Annotated in this window: 10 protein-coding genes and 1 pseudogene; 8 read left to right on the top strand and 3 right to left on the bottom strand. The window is 43.0% G+C overall.

All coding sequences use genetic code 11. From position 1 onward, the window contains the following. Positions 1-543 precede the first annotated feature (543 nt). The 5 genes and pseudogenes from rpoB to HGR01_RS31185 all read left to right on the top strand — a co-directional run bounded on the left by rpoB (position 544) and on the right by HGR01_RS31185 (position 12,294). On the top strand, positions 544-3,843 hold the full coding sequence (gene rpoB / locus HGR01_RS31205; protein WP_045868367.1) for a DNA-directed RNA polymerase subunit beta: 3,300 nt from the start codon (positions 544-546) through the stop codon (positions 3,841-3,843). A 134-nt stretch (positions 3,844-3,977) separates the two neighbouring features. Further along, positions 3,978-9,929, top strand: a pseudogene (locus tag HGR01_RS31200) (DNA-directed RNA polymerase subunit beta''). Between the two features lie 240 nt (positions 9,930-10,169). Then, positions 10,170-10,490, top strand: coding sequence for a hypothetical protein (locus HGR01_RS31195; protein WP_045868370.1), 321 nt, complete (start codon positions 10,170-10,172; stop codon positions 10,488-10,490). Between the two features lie 53 nt (positions 10,491-10,543). After that, positions 10,544-11,089 carry a GIY-YIG nuclease family protein gene (locus HGR01_RS31190; protein WP_045868371.1) on the top strand — a complete coding sequence of 182 codons (546 nt, stop codon included), beginning with the start codon at positions 10,544-10,546 and terminating at the stop codon, positions 11,087-11,089. A 143-nt stretch (positions 11,090-11,232) separates the two neighbouring features. Further along, the gene (locus HGR01_RS31185) at positions 11,233-12,294 is read left to right on the top strand and encodes an S-layer homology domain-containing protein (RefSeq protein ID WP_045868372.1); all 1,062 of its coding nucleotides are present in this window, start codon (positions 11,233-11,235) and stop codon (positions 12,292-12,294) included. A 324-nt stretch (positions 12,295-12,618) separates the two neighbouring features. Here the strand turns inward: HGR01_RS31185 and HGR01_RS31180 are convergent, their stop codons facing one another. The 3 genes from HGR01_RS31180 to HGR01_RS31170 all read right to left on the bottom strand — a co-directional run bounded on the left by HGR01_RS31180 (position 12,619) and on the right by HGR01_RS31170 (position 15,596). Continuing rightward, positions 12,619-13,053: a CAAD domain-containing protein gene (locus HGR01_RS31180; protein ID WP_045868907.1), complete on the bottom strand. Its 435-nt coding sequence runs from the start codon at positions 13,051-13,053 to the stop codon at positions 12,619-12,621. 845 nt (positions 13,054-13,898) lie between these two features. Further along, complete coding sequence (locus HGR01_RS31175) at positions 13,899-14,357, bottom strand: pentapeptide repeat-containing protein (RefSeq protein WP_045868373.1); 459 nt, start codon at positions 14,355-14,357, stop codon at positions 13,899-13,901. A 372-nt stretch (positions 14,358-14,729) separates the two neighbouring features. After that, positions 14,730-15,596, bottom strand: coding sequence for an alpha/beta fold hydrolase (locus HGR01_RS31170; RefSeq protein ID WP_045868374.1), 867 nt, complete (start codon positions 15,594-15,596; stop codon positions 14,730-14,732). A gap of 227 nt (positions 15,597-15,823) precedes the next feature. On the opposite strand from HGR01_RS31170, the gene HGR01_RS31165 reads away from it, so the two are divergent. From HGR01_RS31165 to HGR01_RS31155, 3 genes are read left to right on the top strand one after another with little or no spacing between them, the layout of a single operon-like run. Next, entirely contained in the window at positions 15,824-16,639 is an 816-nt protein-coding gene (locus HGR01_RS31165; RefSeq protein ID WP_045868908.1) for a DUF1206 domain-containing protein, read from the top strand. Positions 16,640-16,699: 60 nt separating this feature from the next. Then, positions 16,700-17,854, top strand: coding sequence for a glycoside hydrolase family 10 protein (locus tag HGR01_RS31160; RefSeq protein WP_045868375.1), 1,155 nt, complete (start codon positions 16,700-16,702; stop codon positions 17,852-17,854). A gap of 19 nt (positions 17,855-17,873) precedes the next feature. Continuing rightward, positions 17,874-18,290, top strand: a complete 417-nt coding sequence (locus HGR01_RS31155) for a DUF2358 domain-containing protein (protein WP_045868376.1) — start codon at positions 17,874-17,876, stop codon at positions 18,288-18,290. Positions 18,291-18,350 lie beyond the last annotated feature (60 nt).

Genomic DNA, 18,350 nt, shown 5'->3' with positions numbered 1-18,350 from the left:
TCGCCAAGCCTGAAAATATAGTAGGTTGAGCTAGACGCTTTCAAAAAAATACCTTTTCCGTATTTCACCTATAGAAAACTGTTAAACGTAATTGCCTTGTGAGAATAACCCAGCAAGAAAAAGACATACTAATCCAGAGTCGGTTAACAGCCACTCGGTTTCTTAGTTTTAGGATATCACCGTGAGTCTAAATATAGAGGGGTATTGAAGACACAACAGAACAAAGCTGCGGAGTCTAATTAACGCGCTTGTGGGAGGGGAAGTGACGACAGCCAATTTAATTCCAGACTATCTCAACCATCTGCTTTTGAGCAATCAACCTAGTAGCTGGTTATTAGTTATAATGGTCACTTTTAAGGGAGTACTTTCCCCCTTGTCAAGATAGCACTTTCCAGCTTTAATTTCTGCGTTTGCCCGTACCTGCGCTCTAGCAGGTGGCGTTAAGGAGAAGTTCCCAAACAGCTACGGACACTGGCTAGCGGTGGGAACCGTGAAACAGCAGTGTCCAATGGTAAGTTTAACCAGGTTGACAAAGGTAGAGGCATGACAAACGAAACATATATTGAACCCGCCTTTCTGTTGCCCGACTTGATTGAAATCCAGCGTTCCAGCTTCCGTTGGTTTTTAGAAGAAGGGCTAATAGAAGAACTAAACTCCTTTAGTCCGATTACAGATTACACTGGCAAACTAGAACTGCACTTTTTAGGTCAAAACTACAAACTTAAAGAACCAAAGTACAGTGTCGAAGAAGCCAAACGGCGAGATAGTACATACGCCGTCCAAATGTATGTTCCCACAAGGCTACTCAACAAAGAAACCGGGGATATTAAAGAACAAGAAGTCTTTATTGGCGATCTGCCGTTGATGACCGATCGCGGTACTTTCATTATTAACGGTGCCGAACGGGTAATCGTCAACCAAATTGTGCGATCGCCTGGAGTTTATTACAAATCAGAAATTGATAAAAACGGTCGCCGCACCTATTCAGCTAGCTTAATTCCCAATCGGGGTGCGTGGCTGAAATTTGAAACAGACCGTAACGATCTAGTGTGGGTACGGATTGATAAAACCCGCAAACTCTCAGCCCAAGTGCTGTTAAAAGCCCTAGGTTTATCAGATAACGAAATCTTTGACGCTTTACGACACCCTGAGTATTTCCAAAAAACCATTGAAAAAGAAGGGCAATTTTCGGAAGAAGAAGCCCTAATGGAGTTATATCGCAAATTGCGTCCTGGTGAGCCACCTACAGTTTTGGGTGGACAGCAGTTGTTAGATTCCCGATTCTTCGACCCTAAACGTTACGATTTGGGTCGTGTAGGGCGCTATAAGCTCAACAAAAAATTACGGCTGTCGGTTCCTGACACCATGCGCGTCTTAACCCCTGGCGACATCTTGGCCGCAGTAGACTACCTGATCAATCTGGAATATGACATCGGTAGCATTGACGACATTGACCATTTGGGCAATCGCCGGGTGCGGAGTGTTGGTGAACTGCTACAAAACCAAGTACGTGTAGGTTTAAACCGCCTAGAGAGAATAATTCGGGAACGGATGACAGTATCCGATGCAGAAGTTCTCACCCCAGCCTCCCTAGTCAACCCCAAACCACTGGTCGCCGCCATTAAAGAATTCTTCGGCTCCAGTCAATTAAGTCAGTTCATGGATCAAACCAATCCCTTAGCAGAACTGACTCACAAACGCCGTCTCTCTGCCCTTGGCCCTGGTGGTTTAACCAGAGAAAGAGCTGGGTTTGCTGTGCGAGATATCCACCCCAGCCACTACGGACGGATTTGCCCCATTGAAACCCCAGAAGGGCCCAACGCTGGTTTGATTGGCTCCTTAGCAACCCATGCGCGGGTCAACCAATACGGCTTCTTGGAAACTCCATTTAGACCAGTGGAAAACGGTCGTGTGAGGTTTGACCTGCAGCCAGCTTACATGACTGCCGATGAAGAAGACGATTTGCGAGTTGCTCCTGGGGATATCCCAGTTGATGAAAATGGGATGATTATTGGCCCGCAAGTGCCAGTCCGCTATCGTCAGGAATTCTCTACCACCACCCCAGAGCAGGTGGATTACGTAGCAGTATCTCCCGTACAGATTGTATCGGTAGCTACGAGTATGATTCCTTTCTTGGAGCATGACGACGCAAACCGGGCATTGATGGGTTCCAACATGCAACGGCAAGCAGTACCCTTGCTCAAGCCAGAGCGTCCATTAGTGGGTACAGGCTTAGAAGCCCAAGGCGCTCGTGACTCCGGGATGGTAATTGTATCTCGTACTGATGGCGATGTGGTTTATGTCGATGCCACAACAATTCGCGTCCGCGTCAAAAACTCAAATTCAGAAATTAAGTACACCCTATCCAAGTATCAGCGTTCCAACCAAGACACCTGCCTTAACCAAAAACCCTTGGTAAGGATAGGTGAGCGTGTTGTTGCTGGTCAGGTATTAGCTGATGGCTCCTCTACAGAAGGGGGAGAATTAGCCCTGGGTCAAAATATCGTCGTCGCTTATATGCCTTGGGAAGGCTACAACTACGAAGACGCGATTTTGATTTCCGAAAGGTTAGTTCAGGATGATGTTTACACCTCAATTCACATTGAGAAATATGAAATTGAGGCGAGACAGACCAAACTGGGCCCAGAAGAAATTACCCGAGAAATTCCTAACGTTGGGGAAGATGCTTTACGGCAACTAGATGAACAAGGAATTATCCGTATTGGGGCTTGGGTAGAAGCTGGGGATATCTTAGTTGGAAAAGTTACACCCAAAGGTGAATCTGACCAACCTCCAGAAGAAAAACTACTCAGGGCAATCTTCGGGGAAAAAGCCCGGGATGTGCGCGATAACTCCCTGCGAGTTCCTAACGGTGAAAAAGGACGCGTTGTTGACGTGCGTCTATTTACCCGTGAACAAGGAGATGAACTACCACCAGGTGCCAATATGGTAGTCCGGGTGTATGTCGCCCAGAAACGAAAAATCCAAGTCGGCGACAAAATGGCAGGACGACATGGCAACAAGGGAATTATCTCCCGCATCTTGCCCTTAGAAGATATGCCTTACTTACCAGATGGTTCACCAGTAGATATCGTCCTCAACCCCTTAGGTGTACCCAGCCGGATGAATGTCGGACAGGTGTTTGAGTGTTTGTTGGGATGGGCAGGACAAAACTTAGGTGTCAGGTTTAAGATTACTCCCTTTGATGAAATGTATGGGGAAGAATCATCTCGCCGAATTGTGCATGGCAAATTGCAAGAAGCACGGGATGAAACAGGTAGAAATTGGGTATACAACCCCGATGATCCTGGCAAAATCATGGTCTTCGATGGCCGCACTGGCGAACCCTTTGACCGACCAGTAACCGTGGGCGTAGCTTATATGCTGAAGCTGGTGCACTTGGTGGATGATAAAATCCACGCCCGGTCTACAGGCCCCTACTCTCTGGTGACGCAGCAACCCTTGGGTGGTAAAGCACAACAAGGTGGTCAGCGCTTCGGAGAAATGGAAGTGTGGGCATTGGAAGCCTTTGGTGCTGCTTACACCTTGCAAGAATTGCTGACAGTGAAATCAGATGATATGCAGGGAAGAAATGAAGCCCTCAACGCCATTGTCAAAGGCAAGGCTATCCCCAGACCAGGTACGCCAGAATCCTTTAAGGTGTTGATGCGAGAACTGCAATCTTTAGGCTTAGATATTGCTGTCCACAAAGTAGAAACCCAAGCAGATGGTAGTTCTTTAGATGTGGAAGTTGATTTGATGGCAGACCAATCAGCTCGTCGCACACCACCTCGACCCACCTATGAATCTCTATCCCGTGAATCACTGGAAGATGACGAATAAAGATTAGGCAATAGGGCATAGGGAATAGGGCAGAGAAATTAATCTCAATGCCTAATGCCCAATGCCCCTTGTCTAACGCCCAGTTTTCAACAAAAAACTAAATATACTCATAACTCAGAACTCAGCACTTAAGTATGAGAAACGCCCAAACCAATCAGTTTGACTACGTAAAAATCGGCTTGGCATCACCAGAACGCATTCGGCAGTGGGGCGAACGCACTTTGCCTAATGGTCAGGTTGTGGGTGAAGTTACCAAGCCAGAAACAATCAATTACCGTACTCTCAAGCCAGAGATGGACGGCTTATTTTGCGAACGCATCTTTGGCCCAGCAAAAGATTGGGAATGCCATTGCGGTAAATATAAAAGAGTTCGTCATAGAGGCATTGTTTGCGAACGCTGTGGTGTAGAAGTTACCGAGTCACGGGTGCGGCGGCACCGCATGGGATATATTAAACTCGCTGCCCCAGTTGCTCACGTTTGGTACCTCAAAGGGATTCCTAGCTATATTTCCATTTTGCTAGATATGCCCTTGCGGGATGTAGAACAAATTGTCTATTTCAACTCTTATGTTGTTCTTAGCCCTGGTAATGCCGAAACCTTAACCTACAAGCAGCTACTCAGTGAAGACCAGTGGCTAGAAATTGAAGACCAAATTTATAGTGAAGATTCCCAGCTACAAGGTGTAGAGGTAGGTATTGGTGCTGAGGCCCTGTTACACTTACTCGCTGATATTAATTTAGAGCAAGAAGCTGAAAGCCTCCGGGAAGAAATTGGCAATGCTAAAGGACAAAAGCGAGCCAAGTTAATTAAACGCCTGCGGGTAATTGACAACTTCATCGCTACGGGTTCTAAACCAGAGTGGATGGTAATGGCAGTTATCCCTGTGATTCCTCCAGACTTACGCCCAATGGTGCAACTCGATGGTGGTCGATTTGCCACCAGCGATTTGAATGATTTGTATCGCCGAGTCATTAACCGGAATAATCGTCTGGCACGCCTACAAGAAATTTTGGCACCAGAAATTATTGTGCGGAACGAAAAGCGGATGTTGCAAGAGGCAGTAGACGCTTTGATTGATAACGGTCGGAGAGGACGCACTGTAGTCGGAGCCAATAACCGTCCCTTGAAGTCCTTATCTGACATTATTGAAGGTAAGCAAGGGCGCTTCCGGCAAAACTTGTTAGGTAAACGGGTTGACTACTCGGGTCGTTCTGTAATTGTGGTGGGGCCAAAATTAAATATCCACCAGTGCGGTTTGCCCAGAGAAATGGCAATTGAGCTATTTCAGCCCTTTGTGATCAATCGCTTGATTCGCAGCGGTATGGTCAACAACATCAAAGCAGCGAAAAAACTCATCTCTCGTAACGATCCCAGCGTGTGGGATGTACTGGAAGAAGTGATTGAAGGACACCCCGTACTGCTGAACCGGGCACCGACACTGCACCGCTTAGGGATTCAGGCATTTGAGCCAATTTTGGTGGAAGGGAGAGCTATTCAACTCCATCCTTTAGTCTGTCCGGCATTTAACGCTGACTTTGACGGTGACCAAATGGCGGTACACGTACCCTTGTCTTTAGAAAGTCAGGCAGAAGCGCGGTTATTAATGCTGGCTTCTAACAATATCTTGTCGCCAGCTACCGGGAAACCAATTATTACACCCAGCCAAGACATGGTATTGGGAGCATATTATTTAACTGCAGAAAACCCTGGTGCAACCAAAGGGGCAGGCCGGTATTTTGCTTCTCTTGACGACGTAATTATGGCGTTCCAGCAAGAGCAAATTGACTTGCACGCCTATATCTACGTGCGGTTTGATGGAGAAGTAGAATCAGACGGGCCCGACACAGAACCACTGGAAGTGACAGACAACAGCGATGGTACTCGAACTTTGCTGTATAAATACCGCCGAGTCAGAGAAGACGCTCAAGGAAATTTATTGTCTCAGTATGTCCGCACGACACCAGGCCGCGTTATTTACAACAAAGCAATTCAGGAAGCACTGGCAAGCTAACTTGGGGATGAATCACTAATGACAAACGAACAGGCAATTTTCCGCAATCGCGTAGTTGATAAAGGCCAGCTGAGAAATTTAATTTCTTGGTCTTTTGTAAATTACGGTACAGCGCGTACCGCAGTCATGGCGGACAAACTGAAAGACTTAGGATTTCGCTATGCCACCAAAGCAGGGGTATCTATCAGTGTCGATGATTTGATGGTGCCACCTTCCAAGCGGGCGCTGCTAGAAGCAGCTGAAGAAGAAATTCGCGCTACTGAAGCTCGTTACCAACGTGGGGAAATTACGGAAGTAGAACGCTTTCAAAAAGTAATTGATACCTGGAACGGTACCAGTGAAGCTCTGAAAGATGAGGTAGTTGTTCACTTTAAAAAGACCAATCCCCTCAATTCCGTGTACATGATGGCATTCTCTGGCGCACGGGGTAATATCTCCCAAGTCCGGCAGCTGGTAGGGATGCGGGGATTGATGGCAGATCCCCAAGGGGAAATTATTGACTTACCCATCAAAACCAACTTCCGTGAAGGACTCACCGTTACGGAATACATTATTTCGTCTTACGGTGCCCGCAAAGGGCTGGTAGATACAGCCTTACGGACGGCTGACTCTGGTTATCTGACCCGTCGTCTGGTGGACGTATCCCAGGATGTAATTATCCGGGAATTTGATTGCGGTACTACCAGAGGCATTCCCATTCGGGCAATGGTAGAAGGTGGCAAAACAAAAATTCCTCTAGCTACTCGCTTACATGGGCGGGTAGTGGCGGAAGATGTGGTAGATCCTAAGACAAAAGAAGTGATAGCACCAAGGAATACCCCAGTTTCCGATGAATTGGCAGCAAAAATTCAAAAATCTGGGGTAACTGAAGTATTGGCGCGATCGCCTCTCACTTGTGAAGCGGCACGTTCAGTTTGTCAACATTGCTACGGCTGGAGTTTAGCCCACGCCAAGATGGTGGACTTGGGTGAAGCTGTGGGGATTATTGCCGCCCAAAGTATTGGGGAACCTGGTACCCAGCTAACCATGCGGACATTCCACACAGGTGGGGTGTTCACTGGGGAAGTCGCACAACAAGTACGTTCAAAAATTGATGGTACTGTCAAAATTCCTCGGAAGCTGAAGGTAAGAGCATATCGTACCCGTCACGGTGAAGATGCTCTGTATGTTGAGGCCAACGGTATCCTGATTTTGGAACCGAAAAAAGTCGGCACCGACACCCCGCCTCCCCAAGAAGTACATCTAACTCAAGGCTCGACACTTTATGTATTTGATGGGAACCAAGTAAAACAAGGGCAATTGCTAGCAGAAGTTGCCCTTGGTGGACGTACAGCTCGTGCCAATACTGAAAAAGCGGTAAAAGACGTAGCAACAGACTTGGCAGGGGAAGTACAGTTTGCGGAAGTTGTACCCGAACAAAAAACAGACCGCCAAGGCAACACCACCACCACAGCCGCTAGAGGTGGTTTGATTTGGATTTTGTCTGGGGAAGTCTATAACTTACCACCTGGTGCCGAATTAGTAGTGAAAAATGGGGATGCGATCGCTTCTAATGGTGTATTAGCAGAAACCAAACTCACTACCTTGCACGGTGGTACAGTCCGCTTGCCAGAAGCTACCCCTGGTAAGAGCACTAGAGAAATTGAAATTATTACTGCTTCTGTCGTCTTAGACCAAGCTACTGTCACAGTTCAAAGCTCCCAAGGTCGCAACAACTACTTAGTTACTACTGGTAATAACCAAGTATTTAACCTCAGAGCTACACCAGGCACAAAAGTGCAGAATGGTCAAGTAGTAGCGGAATTAATTGATGACCGCTATCGCACCACCACTGGGGGCTTCCTGAAATTCGCGGGTGTAGAAGTTCAGAAAAAAGGTAAAGCCAAGCTCGGTTATGAAGTAGTACAGGGTGGTACCCTGCTGTGGATTCCCGAAGAAACCCACGAAGTCAACAAAGACATCTCCTTGCTGTTGGTGGAAGATGGACAGTTCGTGGAAGCTGGCACCGAAGTCGTGAAAGATATCTTCTGCCAAAACAGTGGTGTAATTGAAGTTACTCAGAAAAACGACATCTTGCGGGAAGTCGTGATTAAGCCAGGTGAACTGCTGATGGTAGACGATCCCGAAGCAGTCATCGGTCGAGACAATACCTTCATTCAACCCGGAGAAGAATTCCAAGGTACAGTAGCTACCGAATTGCGCTATATCCAGTATGTGGAGTCTCCAGAAGGCCCAGCTTTATTGAGCCGCCCCGTAGTGGAGTTTGCTGTTCCTACCAACCCAGATGTGCCATCCACCACATCTGTTAGCCAACAAACTGGGCGTTCAATTCAGTTACGGGCAGTACAAAGACTACCTTACAAAGATTCTGAACGTGTCAAGTCTGTAGAAGGCGTAGAACTGCTGCGTACCCAACTAGTTTTGGAAATCGAGCAAGAAGGCGAACAAGACCACAATGCTTCTCCCTTAGCAGCTGATATTGAATTAATACCCGATTCTGACGATGCAGATCTGCAGCGCTTGCAGTTAGTAATTTTGGAATCTTTGGTGATTCGTCGCGATATTACCGCTGACGCTACTCAAGGTAGTACCCAAACTTCACTAGAAGTACAGGATGGACAAACCATCGCCCCTGGTGCAGTTGTCGCCAGTACCCAAATCTTGTGTAAAGAAGGCGGTACAGTACGGGGTGTACAGAAAGGCTCAGAAAACGTCCGCCGTTGTCTAGTTTTACGTGACAGCGTTGACAAAATCACAATCAATACTAACGTCCAACCCAACCTGAAGGTAGGAGACTTGTTAGTCGAAGGTGCAGAAATCGCTCCTGGCATCTTTGCTCCTGAATCTGGGCAAGTCATAAATATCAGGAATACGGCCGCTAGTTCTGCTGCTGGTGAATCAGCACTCAGTACTAAAAATTACTCCGTTGATATCCGTATCGGTCGTCCCTATCGAGTCAGCCCTGGTGCTGTGTTGCAAATCGAAGACGGCGATTTGGTACAGCGTGGTGATAACTTGGTGTTGCTGGTATTTGAACGTGCTAAAACTGGGGACATTATCCAAGGTTTGCCCCGGATTGAAGAACTACTAGAAGCCCGGAAACCCAAAGAAGCTTGTATCTTATGCCGTCGGGCTGGTGAAGTTAAGGTAGTTTACGGCGATGGTGATGAAGCGATCGCAATTAAAGTAGTAGAACCGAATGGAGTAGTCACAGACTATCCTCTCGGCCCTGGACAAAACTTAGTGGTAACAGATGGTTCCCATGTAACTGCAGGACAGCCCCTCAGTGATGGCCCTTCTAACCCCCACGAAATTTTGGAAGTTTTCTTTAGCCTGGGTTCCGAAGATGGAGTCTACGCTTGCGCTAGCCATGCTTTACAAAAAGTGCAAACCTTCTTGGTGAACGAAGTGCAGTTAGTATATCAATCCCAAGGTATTGATATTGCTGACAAACACATCGAAGTGATTGTTCGCCAGATGACCAACAAAGTTCGGATTGATGATGGTGGTGACACCACTATGCTTCCCGGTGAATTGGTGGAATTGCGCCAAGTTGAGCAGGTGAACGAAGCAATGGCTATTACTGGCGGTGCTAGGGCACAGTATACCCCCGTATTATTAGGGATCACCAAAGCATCCTTGAACACCGACAGCTTTATTTCTGCTGCTTCTTTCCAAGAAACCACCAGAGTCTTAACCGAAGCTGCCATTGAAGGTAAATCTGACTGGCTGCGGGGGTTAAAAGAAAACGTGATCATCGGACGCTTGATTCCTGCTGGTACTGGCTACAATGCCTATGAAGAAACAGGAGCCATTGATGATTACGCTGCACTAGATAGCAGCAGCGTCTTAGATGAAGTAGACGATCCGTTAGATATGGTGCTAGATGATCGCACAGCTCGTACCTACAATTTAGATGCTCCGTCTCTGACTGAACCTACTTTTGGTGCTACCAGACGTACAGAACGCTCTATTTTGGATGATGATGACTTAATCGCCGATGAAATCACCGACCTTGTAGATGATGATGACTACGAGGATGATGATGACGATGATGAGGACGATTACGAATAAAAACCTGAACAGGTAGAAATTAACTAAAGGCAAAAGAAAATTTTCTTTTGCCTTTTTTGTTGTTATAAAAATTATGAGTTACAAATTCACTAGCCCCACTAAAATGAATTGATGACAGAGTTTGTTGAGCTAATCATTACTTAATACCAATTCGTAATGCGTAATTCGTAATTCGTAATTTGTGAGGCGATTGCTGGCGAATGTCATCTGTTATTAAGTTGTTAATGACGAGTAAATATTATGTCTCTCAAGATTGTTCAAAACTTTGATAGCAGTTTTTCCCTGGAACCCCAACTTCAAGAGAATCTATATAAATTATTAACCAATGAGACATTTATTCAACAAATTTCTCAACAATTAAAATGTGCAAAAGTTGAATTTACAAAACTACTTTTTCAGCCAGTTCCTTATAGTTTAAATACTCCTAAAGGAATGCCTAGAGAATTTGAAAAATATCATGAGTCTAAAGAATACGCTATTATCAACGTACCGCCAAACTTTATGTTTAATGCCAAAATTTTTCAGCCCAGCCGCCTTTGTGCAATTTACAAAATTGTTTAATTTTATTTTGACCTTCTGTTTAGTGAGAAAATTATTCAACTTCAATTTAGCTTATGGCTACTGAAACAAATATTCCGTTGTTGGCGACGCTAGATTATGTCAATTACATAGATGATCATGGGCAAATACCTGAACAGTTTCAAGGTAAAATTGGAGTCTATGCCATTTTTGACCAAGACAAAGTACTGCAATTCGTTGGCTACTCTCGCGATGTTTACGTTAGCCTCAAGCAGCATTTAGTACGTCAGCCGCAACAATGCTACTTTGTCAAAGTTCAAACTATTGACCGTCCCAGCCGCGCTATTTTAGAAAATATTGAGCAGGCTTGGATTGCAGAAAATGGTACTGTGCCATTGGGAAATAGCGATCGCAAAGCCGAATGGACAACCGCCATCAATGCGAAAGCGATGATGACAGCCGCAGAACAGGAAAATTATCAAAATCCTGTCAATGATGAATTGGCACAGATGAAAATCTTGAAAAATGTCGCACGGCGAGTTGAAGCGGAGATTTTAGCGATATTGGAAAGCCGGGGTTTACAAACGCCGATTCGCTTCAATCCCAAGTTGAAGGAAGAAGGATTGCTGGATTTGAAATAAATGTAGTTTTTTCTACATATAGTTTAATAACTTAAATTATTAGTCAGCATTTCAGAAGCCCCCAAAAATTCAATGGGGGTATTAATATTTGATCGATAAACTTAATTTAGGATGTCTAGTGTACTGATTGTACGGTGCCTAAGATGACAAATACGCCTCCCGATCCTGAGTCATCCCCAAAAACTGCCCTTGGTTTTGACGAATTTATTGCCGTTCTGGTCGCTTTTAGCACAATTGGCGCGGTTTTATTTTGGTCGTTATCCCGTAAAGATACTAGCTGGGATTTTAACGGTTTACTATCTCTATCCCCAAAAACCTCAGCTACGACTCAGCAAAAACCAGTTTCACCCTCGCCTGTTCCGACAGTACAACCAGAAGCAGATACAGATGTAGATAATTTGCGATCGCCTCTACCTGCACCTATTGTTGTACCTAGCAGCTATCCCTCTCTGGTTAACCAGGCCCCTGCAACCTCAGTTTTATTACCTGCTGAAGTTGCGCCAACTATTTCCCCCCAAGCACAAGGGCCTGTACCATCTTCTGTCACAGTCAATCCCGAACCATTTTCTCTGGTAACTCCCTCAAAACCAAAGTTAACCATCCCGCCACCCATAGCATTTAATGATGTCCCGGCTGATTTTTGGGGTCTGGGTTTTATTAATGTTCTGTCTTCGCGGGGTATTATCAAAGGTTTCCCAGATTATACTTTCCGACCAAATCAACCTGTGAACCGTGCTGAGTTTGCAGCTATATTGCAAGGAGCGTTTGAATATAAGCCAGTTAAGAATAAACTCAAGTTTAAAGATGTCACGGATAAATCTTGGGCAAATACTGCAATTAACCAAACTATTAGTGCAGGATTTTTGAAAGGGTATCCTAACCAAACTTTTCAACCAGAACAAAAGATTCCGCGAGTACAAGTTTTGGTGGCTTTGGTTAGTGGTTTAAATCTCAAAACACCTGCATCACCAGAGAAGATTTTAACAGTATATAAAGATGCTAAAGATATTCCTAAATATGCCACTGAGAAAATAGCAGCTGCTACTGTTAATGGACTAGTTGTTAACTATCCAGATTCGGATATCTTTGCTCCCAACAGAGAAGCTACCCGCGCTGAAGTAGCCGCAATGGTCTATCAAGCTTTAGTCAAAATGGGAAGATTGGAAAAAATTCCATCGAAAAATATTGTCCGTGTACCGCAGTAAGGTAGAAAATACTCAGACAATAAAGGGAGTCTGCTTTCACAGACTCCCTTTATTTATATGTAGACTCCGCACCATTAAAGAGTGGGAGATATCTAACTCAATACAGTTCGGTTAAGGGGGAAAGGGAAAAGGGGAAAAGGATTAAATTCACCCTTACCCTTTTTCCCATTACCCTTTTCCCAAATCACGAGAGAGATGCAAAATACTCATCTGAACCGTATTGATATATAACCGAACTTGATTGCGATCGCTTTTAGTCAGATTTATAGCTAATAGCAGGGTCAAGCTGACATATTAGGCTGAAAAATTGCGATCGCTAATAAATTACTCGGAAACGCTTTTGCCAACAACCTGTGATTTCAGAGTTGTAATTTCGTTGGTTAACTCTTTCCGAGTTGAAGCTTTGAGTAAATAACGGTAAACAAACCAGGCTGAGTAACCAATACCGATCAATTCAAAGGTAGGCGCTACCAAAGGAATATCGTTCAAAGAGTCTAATATCGCCAAAAGTACCCTAACAGCAACAATTGCGCCTACAATTAAACCTACGGAAATCAACGGCTGCTTGTATTGATTGAAGAAGCTACCCAGATATTCAGGGAGTGTGCCTAAAAAGCCTGAAATCTGTTCTCCGTACTTGAGCCATTGTTCTTGGGACTGCGCGGGAGGCTGGAGCTTGGTTATGGTTCCTGTTTGGTTGTTGATATCTGTCATCGTGGTCTCTGAGGACTTGGTTTCTGTGTATTCCGGTTCTGGCATTTTCGTTTCCATAAATTGTAACAGTTGAGTTTCTCTAATCTGGACAATTACAACCAAAAGGCTGTTGATTAGGCGATGTATGAATGCATCTGTACAACTGAGTTTGGGGTTCAAAAGGGTTTTAGTGTCCTATCACCATAATTGCCCCTTAACTACTACTTGATCAACTACAGGGTAGGAAGTCAGTAGGAGGATAGAAGTTCAGAAGGCGGTAAGGAGCTGTTTAAATTAGCTTTCTGAGTTCTGCGGTCTTAAATCAACTGGAATCCTCAGGTTGCTATTATCCCATGTCATGCCAATTGCCCATTATCGTACTTATTAGAAGTACAAATCTTGCAAAAGTCAGTCCACCTCTCATTTATACAGGTTTAAAGCTCGATTTCAGCGGATATTAAAGCTATCTTAAGCACTAATTAGTTATCGAACCTATAGGTAGTGATATTAATACTTAATAAAATTCTTTATGTATTCAAATATACTAGACATATAAGCTGATTTGTGATATGTAGGTCAGGGGCTACAAAAGAGTTATTTTCAGCCCTTAATTGTGAAATTCTCAGATGAGGGACTAGGTGGAAAAATTGCTGAGTTTTGAGGATTTAAGTATTGATTAAAAATACTCATCCCTCATTCCTAATCTCTAGTCCCTATTTTATTGATTGAGACCCTAGTACTTATACCTCTTCAGGAATAAATAGAGCCAGAGAAATTTCATCCACAGAAACACTGAGGCGATATTTTGAGTTCTTGTAGAGAAATTTAGGGATAAGCGATCGCAAGTTAATGTTATTTTGCTTATCCCCAATTTACTACTCTATGTAGTGTTGATGCTTACTTAGTTCAGCCTATTTCCAATCAGGAATTTCTACTGCGTCTTCACCACCAATGCCGATACCAGTATGATAAATTTCTGCATCAGTAAGAGTCAGATTATCCATTGAAGCGCGATATACATTGGAATCGTAAACTTTAGCGCGAGTCAAATTGGCATTATCAAGATTGGCTTGCTTTAAATTCACATTGGTTATGTAAGCTGAAGTTAAGTTAGCGCCTGACAAGTTTGCACCCGTGAGATCTGCACCCTCAAGGTTAGCGCCGCTAAGATTAGCATTTTGAAGATTTGCATCTCTTAAATCAGCACCAATCAAATGAGCGCTACTAAGGTTGGCTCCTCGGAGATTACACCCTACACATTCCCCAGTGCTCAACAACTTTTGCAAGTCTTGCGGATTATCAGCTTTTACTGCACCAGTAAAAAACAGGGGAGTCGCTAAGGCTAATGCCGCTAATAGCTGGAGTTTCATAATTGTCCCCCTTTGCACTTAAATTATGTCCGTTCTTTTCCTCACAAATCTATTATCTCACTAAATTCAAAAAATAATGTTAATTGATAGTACAAACTGCTATGACAGCTATAGAAAATTTGAATTCAAAGACTCAGAATCTATCTATAACAAGCTTTTCATAAATTGTGAATCTTTGGTGTATTCATGCTGCACTGTAAAATTACTTATATTTTAGGGGGATGTTTACGACTTATTTATTTACAATTTTGTTCCCAGGACACTTTTGTTAAAATTTTTTAAGCAAATGTACATTTTGCGGTATTTTGTTAGGAAAAGCTAACATTTTTTATCTTGCCTAGTACAAGACTAGACAAGATAAAGTAAGCACATTTAAATGCTTAAAAAATCACGCATATACTGATTGACTAAATCTGGTTTTTCTTGCTGTACCCAATGGCTACAGTGAGGAATGTATTTAATTTGAAAATATTGGACGTAGGCTTCTGTACCATAACTCAGTTCTTTACCCAGTGCTGTATCATCTTCGCCCCAAATCATCAGCGTCGGAACTTGCAAGATTCCCCAATTTTCTTGTAAGAGTTTCTGGTCGAAAATGTTGCGATAATAATTGAGCATTGCAGTAAGGGCACCAGGTTTGGCCGCAGCATTTTTATAAGCGTCAATATCTGCTTGGCTAAAAGCATTTTTGTCAACTGCCATACCTTTAAAAGTTGCTTCAATTGGGGCATAATTTCCCATTTGAATAGCGAATTCTGGTAACCAAGGTAACTGAAAAAATGCCATATAAGAGCTTTTGAGCATTTGTTGCGGATTGCGTAAACCTTGAGAAAATTTTGCCGGATGTGGCAGATTGAGGATAATTAGCTTGTCTAACATCTCTGGATGAGTATATGCGAAATTCCAGGCGATCGCACCTCCCCAATCATGTCCGACTAATACACATTTTTCGTATCCTAAACCTTCAATTACCCCCTTAACATCTTTGACAAATTTAGCCATTACATAAGCAGATTTGTCTTCTGGTTTATCGCTATCGTTATAACCGCGTAAATCCAGAGCAACGACTTTAAAATCTTTGGCGAATTCTGGTATTTGATACCGCCAGGAATACCAAAACTCTGGAAATCCATGTAACATCAACATCAAAGGGCCTTCGCCTTGGTTGACATAGTGCAATCTCACGCCATTAGTAGTGATATATTCATGTGTCCAAGTGGGTTGAACTACAGCAGTCATAAATCTTACTCCATTGATATAAAATACCGTTGGTTTATCTGAGAGATGACTGCATTATCTTTTCTTAGACTTCGTACAACATCTGTTAAAAGAAAAGTTTCAGTAAGAGATTTAATGAATATAAGATTGATAAATATATCTTGAGATAATCTAAATATTGCCAATAGATAGATGTTAATAATATGTGAATTTTGCTAAAAGAATTTGCATAAATTATGGACAATACCATGACACAACATCTGATGGATCGCCCATCATTATGGGTAGAAAGATTAGGCAGATTTGGTTATGCTTCTAAAGGAATAGTTTATGCTATCGTTGGTTTACTAGCAGCACAAGTGGCTTTTGGTACAGGTGGCAAAACAACTGATACTAAAGGTGCTTTACAAACACTTGTAGAACAACCTTTTGGACAAATTTTACTGGCTTTGGTAGCAATTGGTTTAATTGGATATGTACTTTGGCGCTTTGTCGAGGCTATTAAAGATCCAGAACATAAAGGTAATGATGCTAAAGGTTTAGCACAGAGAATTAGTTATGCAATCAATGGTTTTATATATGCAGGTCTAGCTTATAGTGCTGTGCAAATTCTCTTGGGTTCTAGCAATAGTGGTAATAGTAACTCCACTCAAGATTGGACAGCACGCCTACTTTCTCAACCTTTTGGACAATGGTTAGTAGGAACTGGCGGCGCGTTCGTTATTGGTTTAGGTTTTTATCAATTTTATAAAGCTTATAGTACTAAGTTTCAAAGAGAATTCAATCTATCTCAGTTGAGTCATCAAGAACGTAAGTGGATGATTGGTATATGTCGCTTTGGTTTAGTCGCCCGGGGAATTGTATTCTGCATTATTGGCTGGTTTTTTATTCAAGCTGCAACACAATCTAACGCTCAAGCTGCGGGAGGCTTGGATGAGGCGTTACAGACTTTGGCACAACAACCCTATGGCCCTTGGCTTTTAGGCTTTGTAGCATTGGGTTTAATTGCTTATGGTATTTATATGGCCATTAAAGCGCGGTATAGTCAGCTAGTCGTGAATTAAAAATTGCGTTCCTCACTGGGGTTAACGCAGGTAGCGCACGCTTTGTTTTTAGATACGCACATGAGCTTAATAGAAACACGTGGTGTCTGGCTGACTAATACCGATAGTAAAGTACTCAAGTCACAGCAACGCATTGCTGAGGCAATGGATTTTCTGGCTGAGACAGGATTTAATGTTGTATTTCCTGTGGTTTGGAATAAAGGTGTCACCCTGTATCGCAGTCCAACGATGCAGCAAACATTTGGGGTAGAAATTGACCCCAGTTTTGCTAGTCGTGACCCTTTAGCGGAAGTAGTTGCACAAGCGCGGCGGGTTGGATTGAAAGTTATTCCTTGGTTTGAATACGGCTTTGCAAGTTCTTATAACCTGAATGGTGGAATGTTGTTGCAAACAAAACCGGAATGGGCAGCGCGCGATCGCGATGGTAAACTACTCAAGAAAAATGGCTTTGAGTGGATGAATGCCCTTGACCCACAAGTGCAAGAATTTTTATTGAGCTTAGTACGGGAAGTTGTGCAGAATTATGATGTTGATGGCATTCAAGGCGATGATCGCTTTCCTGCATTACCATCTGAAGGTGGTTATGATGAGGGTACAATCGCACGTTATCGTCAGCAGTTTAACCAAAATCCGCCACAAAACCCTAAAGATAGTCAATGGTTAAAATGGCGTGCGGATATTCTGACAGAATTTTTAGCACGTCTCTATCAAGAAGTTAAAAGTATTAATCCTAATTTAATTGTGTCGATGTCTCCCAATATTTATGATTGGGGATTTAAAGAGTATTTACAAGATTCAGCTACCTGGCTAAATCGTGGCATTGTGGACATGATTCACCCACAAATTTACCGCCGTGATTTCCAAATTTACAAATGTATTGTTAATAAGTTGATTTCTGAACAATTTACAGATGCAACTTTACCCAAGTTAGCACCAGGAGTTTTAATGAAGCTTGGTACTTACTGTATTACTCCTGAACATCTTCTGAAAGTAATTAACTGCAATCGTAAACGCGGTATTAACGGAGAAGTCTTCTTTTTTTATGAAGGTTTAAGAGAAAATAATAATGCTTTAGGTCAATTATTACGGAATGGCCCCTATGCTCAACCTGCGTCATTTCCGACTTTAGCTGATTTGACAGTAAGTCGTGCGGATAGCAGAAATACATTATCAATTTGGCAGAAGTTGGTAAGATTTTTTAGAAACCTTTTCTAATCACATTTGGGGAATAATAATGCAGGTAGAACAGGTAATTGAGATTCTCAAACAAGATTTACCAACTCTGTTTGAAAAAGATATTTCTTATGATATCTATACGCAGAATATTTACTTTCGCGATCCAGTCAATAAATTTAAATATAAATTCAACTATCGGATTATATTTTGGACGTTAAGATTTCACGCGCAGCTATTTTTTACGCAAATTTATTTTGATTTACATGAAGTCTATCAGTCAGCCGAGGATACGATTCTAGCTAAGTGGACAGTGAGAGGTATATTGCGTGTTCCCTGGAAAGCGAAGATATTTTTTAATGGTTATTCCACCTATAAGCTCAATTCAGATAATTTAATATATGAGCATATTGATACTTGGGATAGAAAACCCAGTGAGATTTTGCGACAGTTTATAGAAAAAGGCGGAGATAATTAATCCAGTAGGATGCGTTAGCGATCGCGTAACGCATCATATTATTAATTACCACCTACTCAA

Origin of the sequence: Tolypothrix sp. PCC 7712 (assembly GCF_025860405.1) — a bacterium.
Lineage (GTDB): Bacteria > Cyanobacteriota > Cyanobacteriia > Cyanobacteriales > Nostocaceae > Aulosira > Aulosira diplosiphon.
This window is presented reverse-complemented; position numbering and strand designations above follow the sequence as displayed.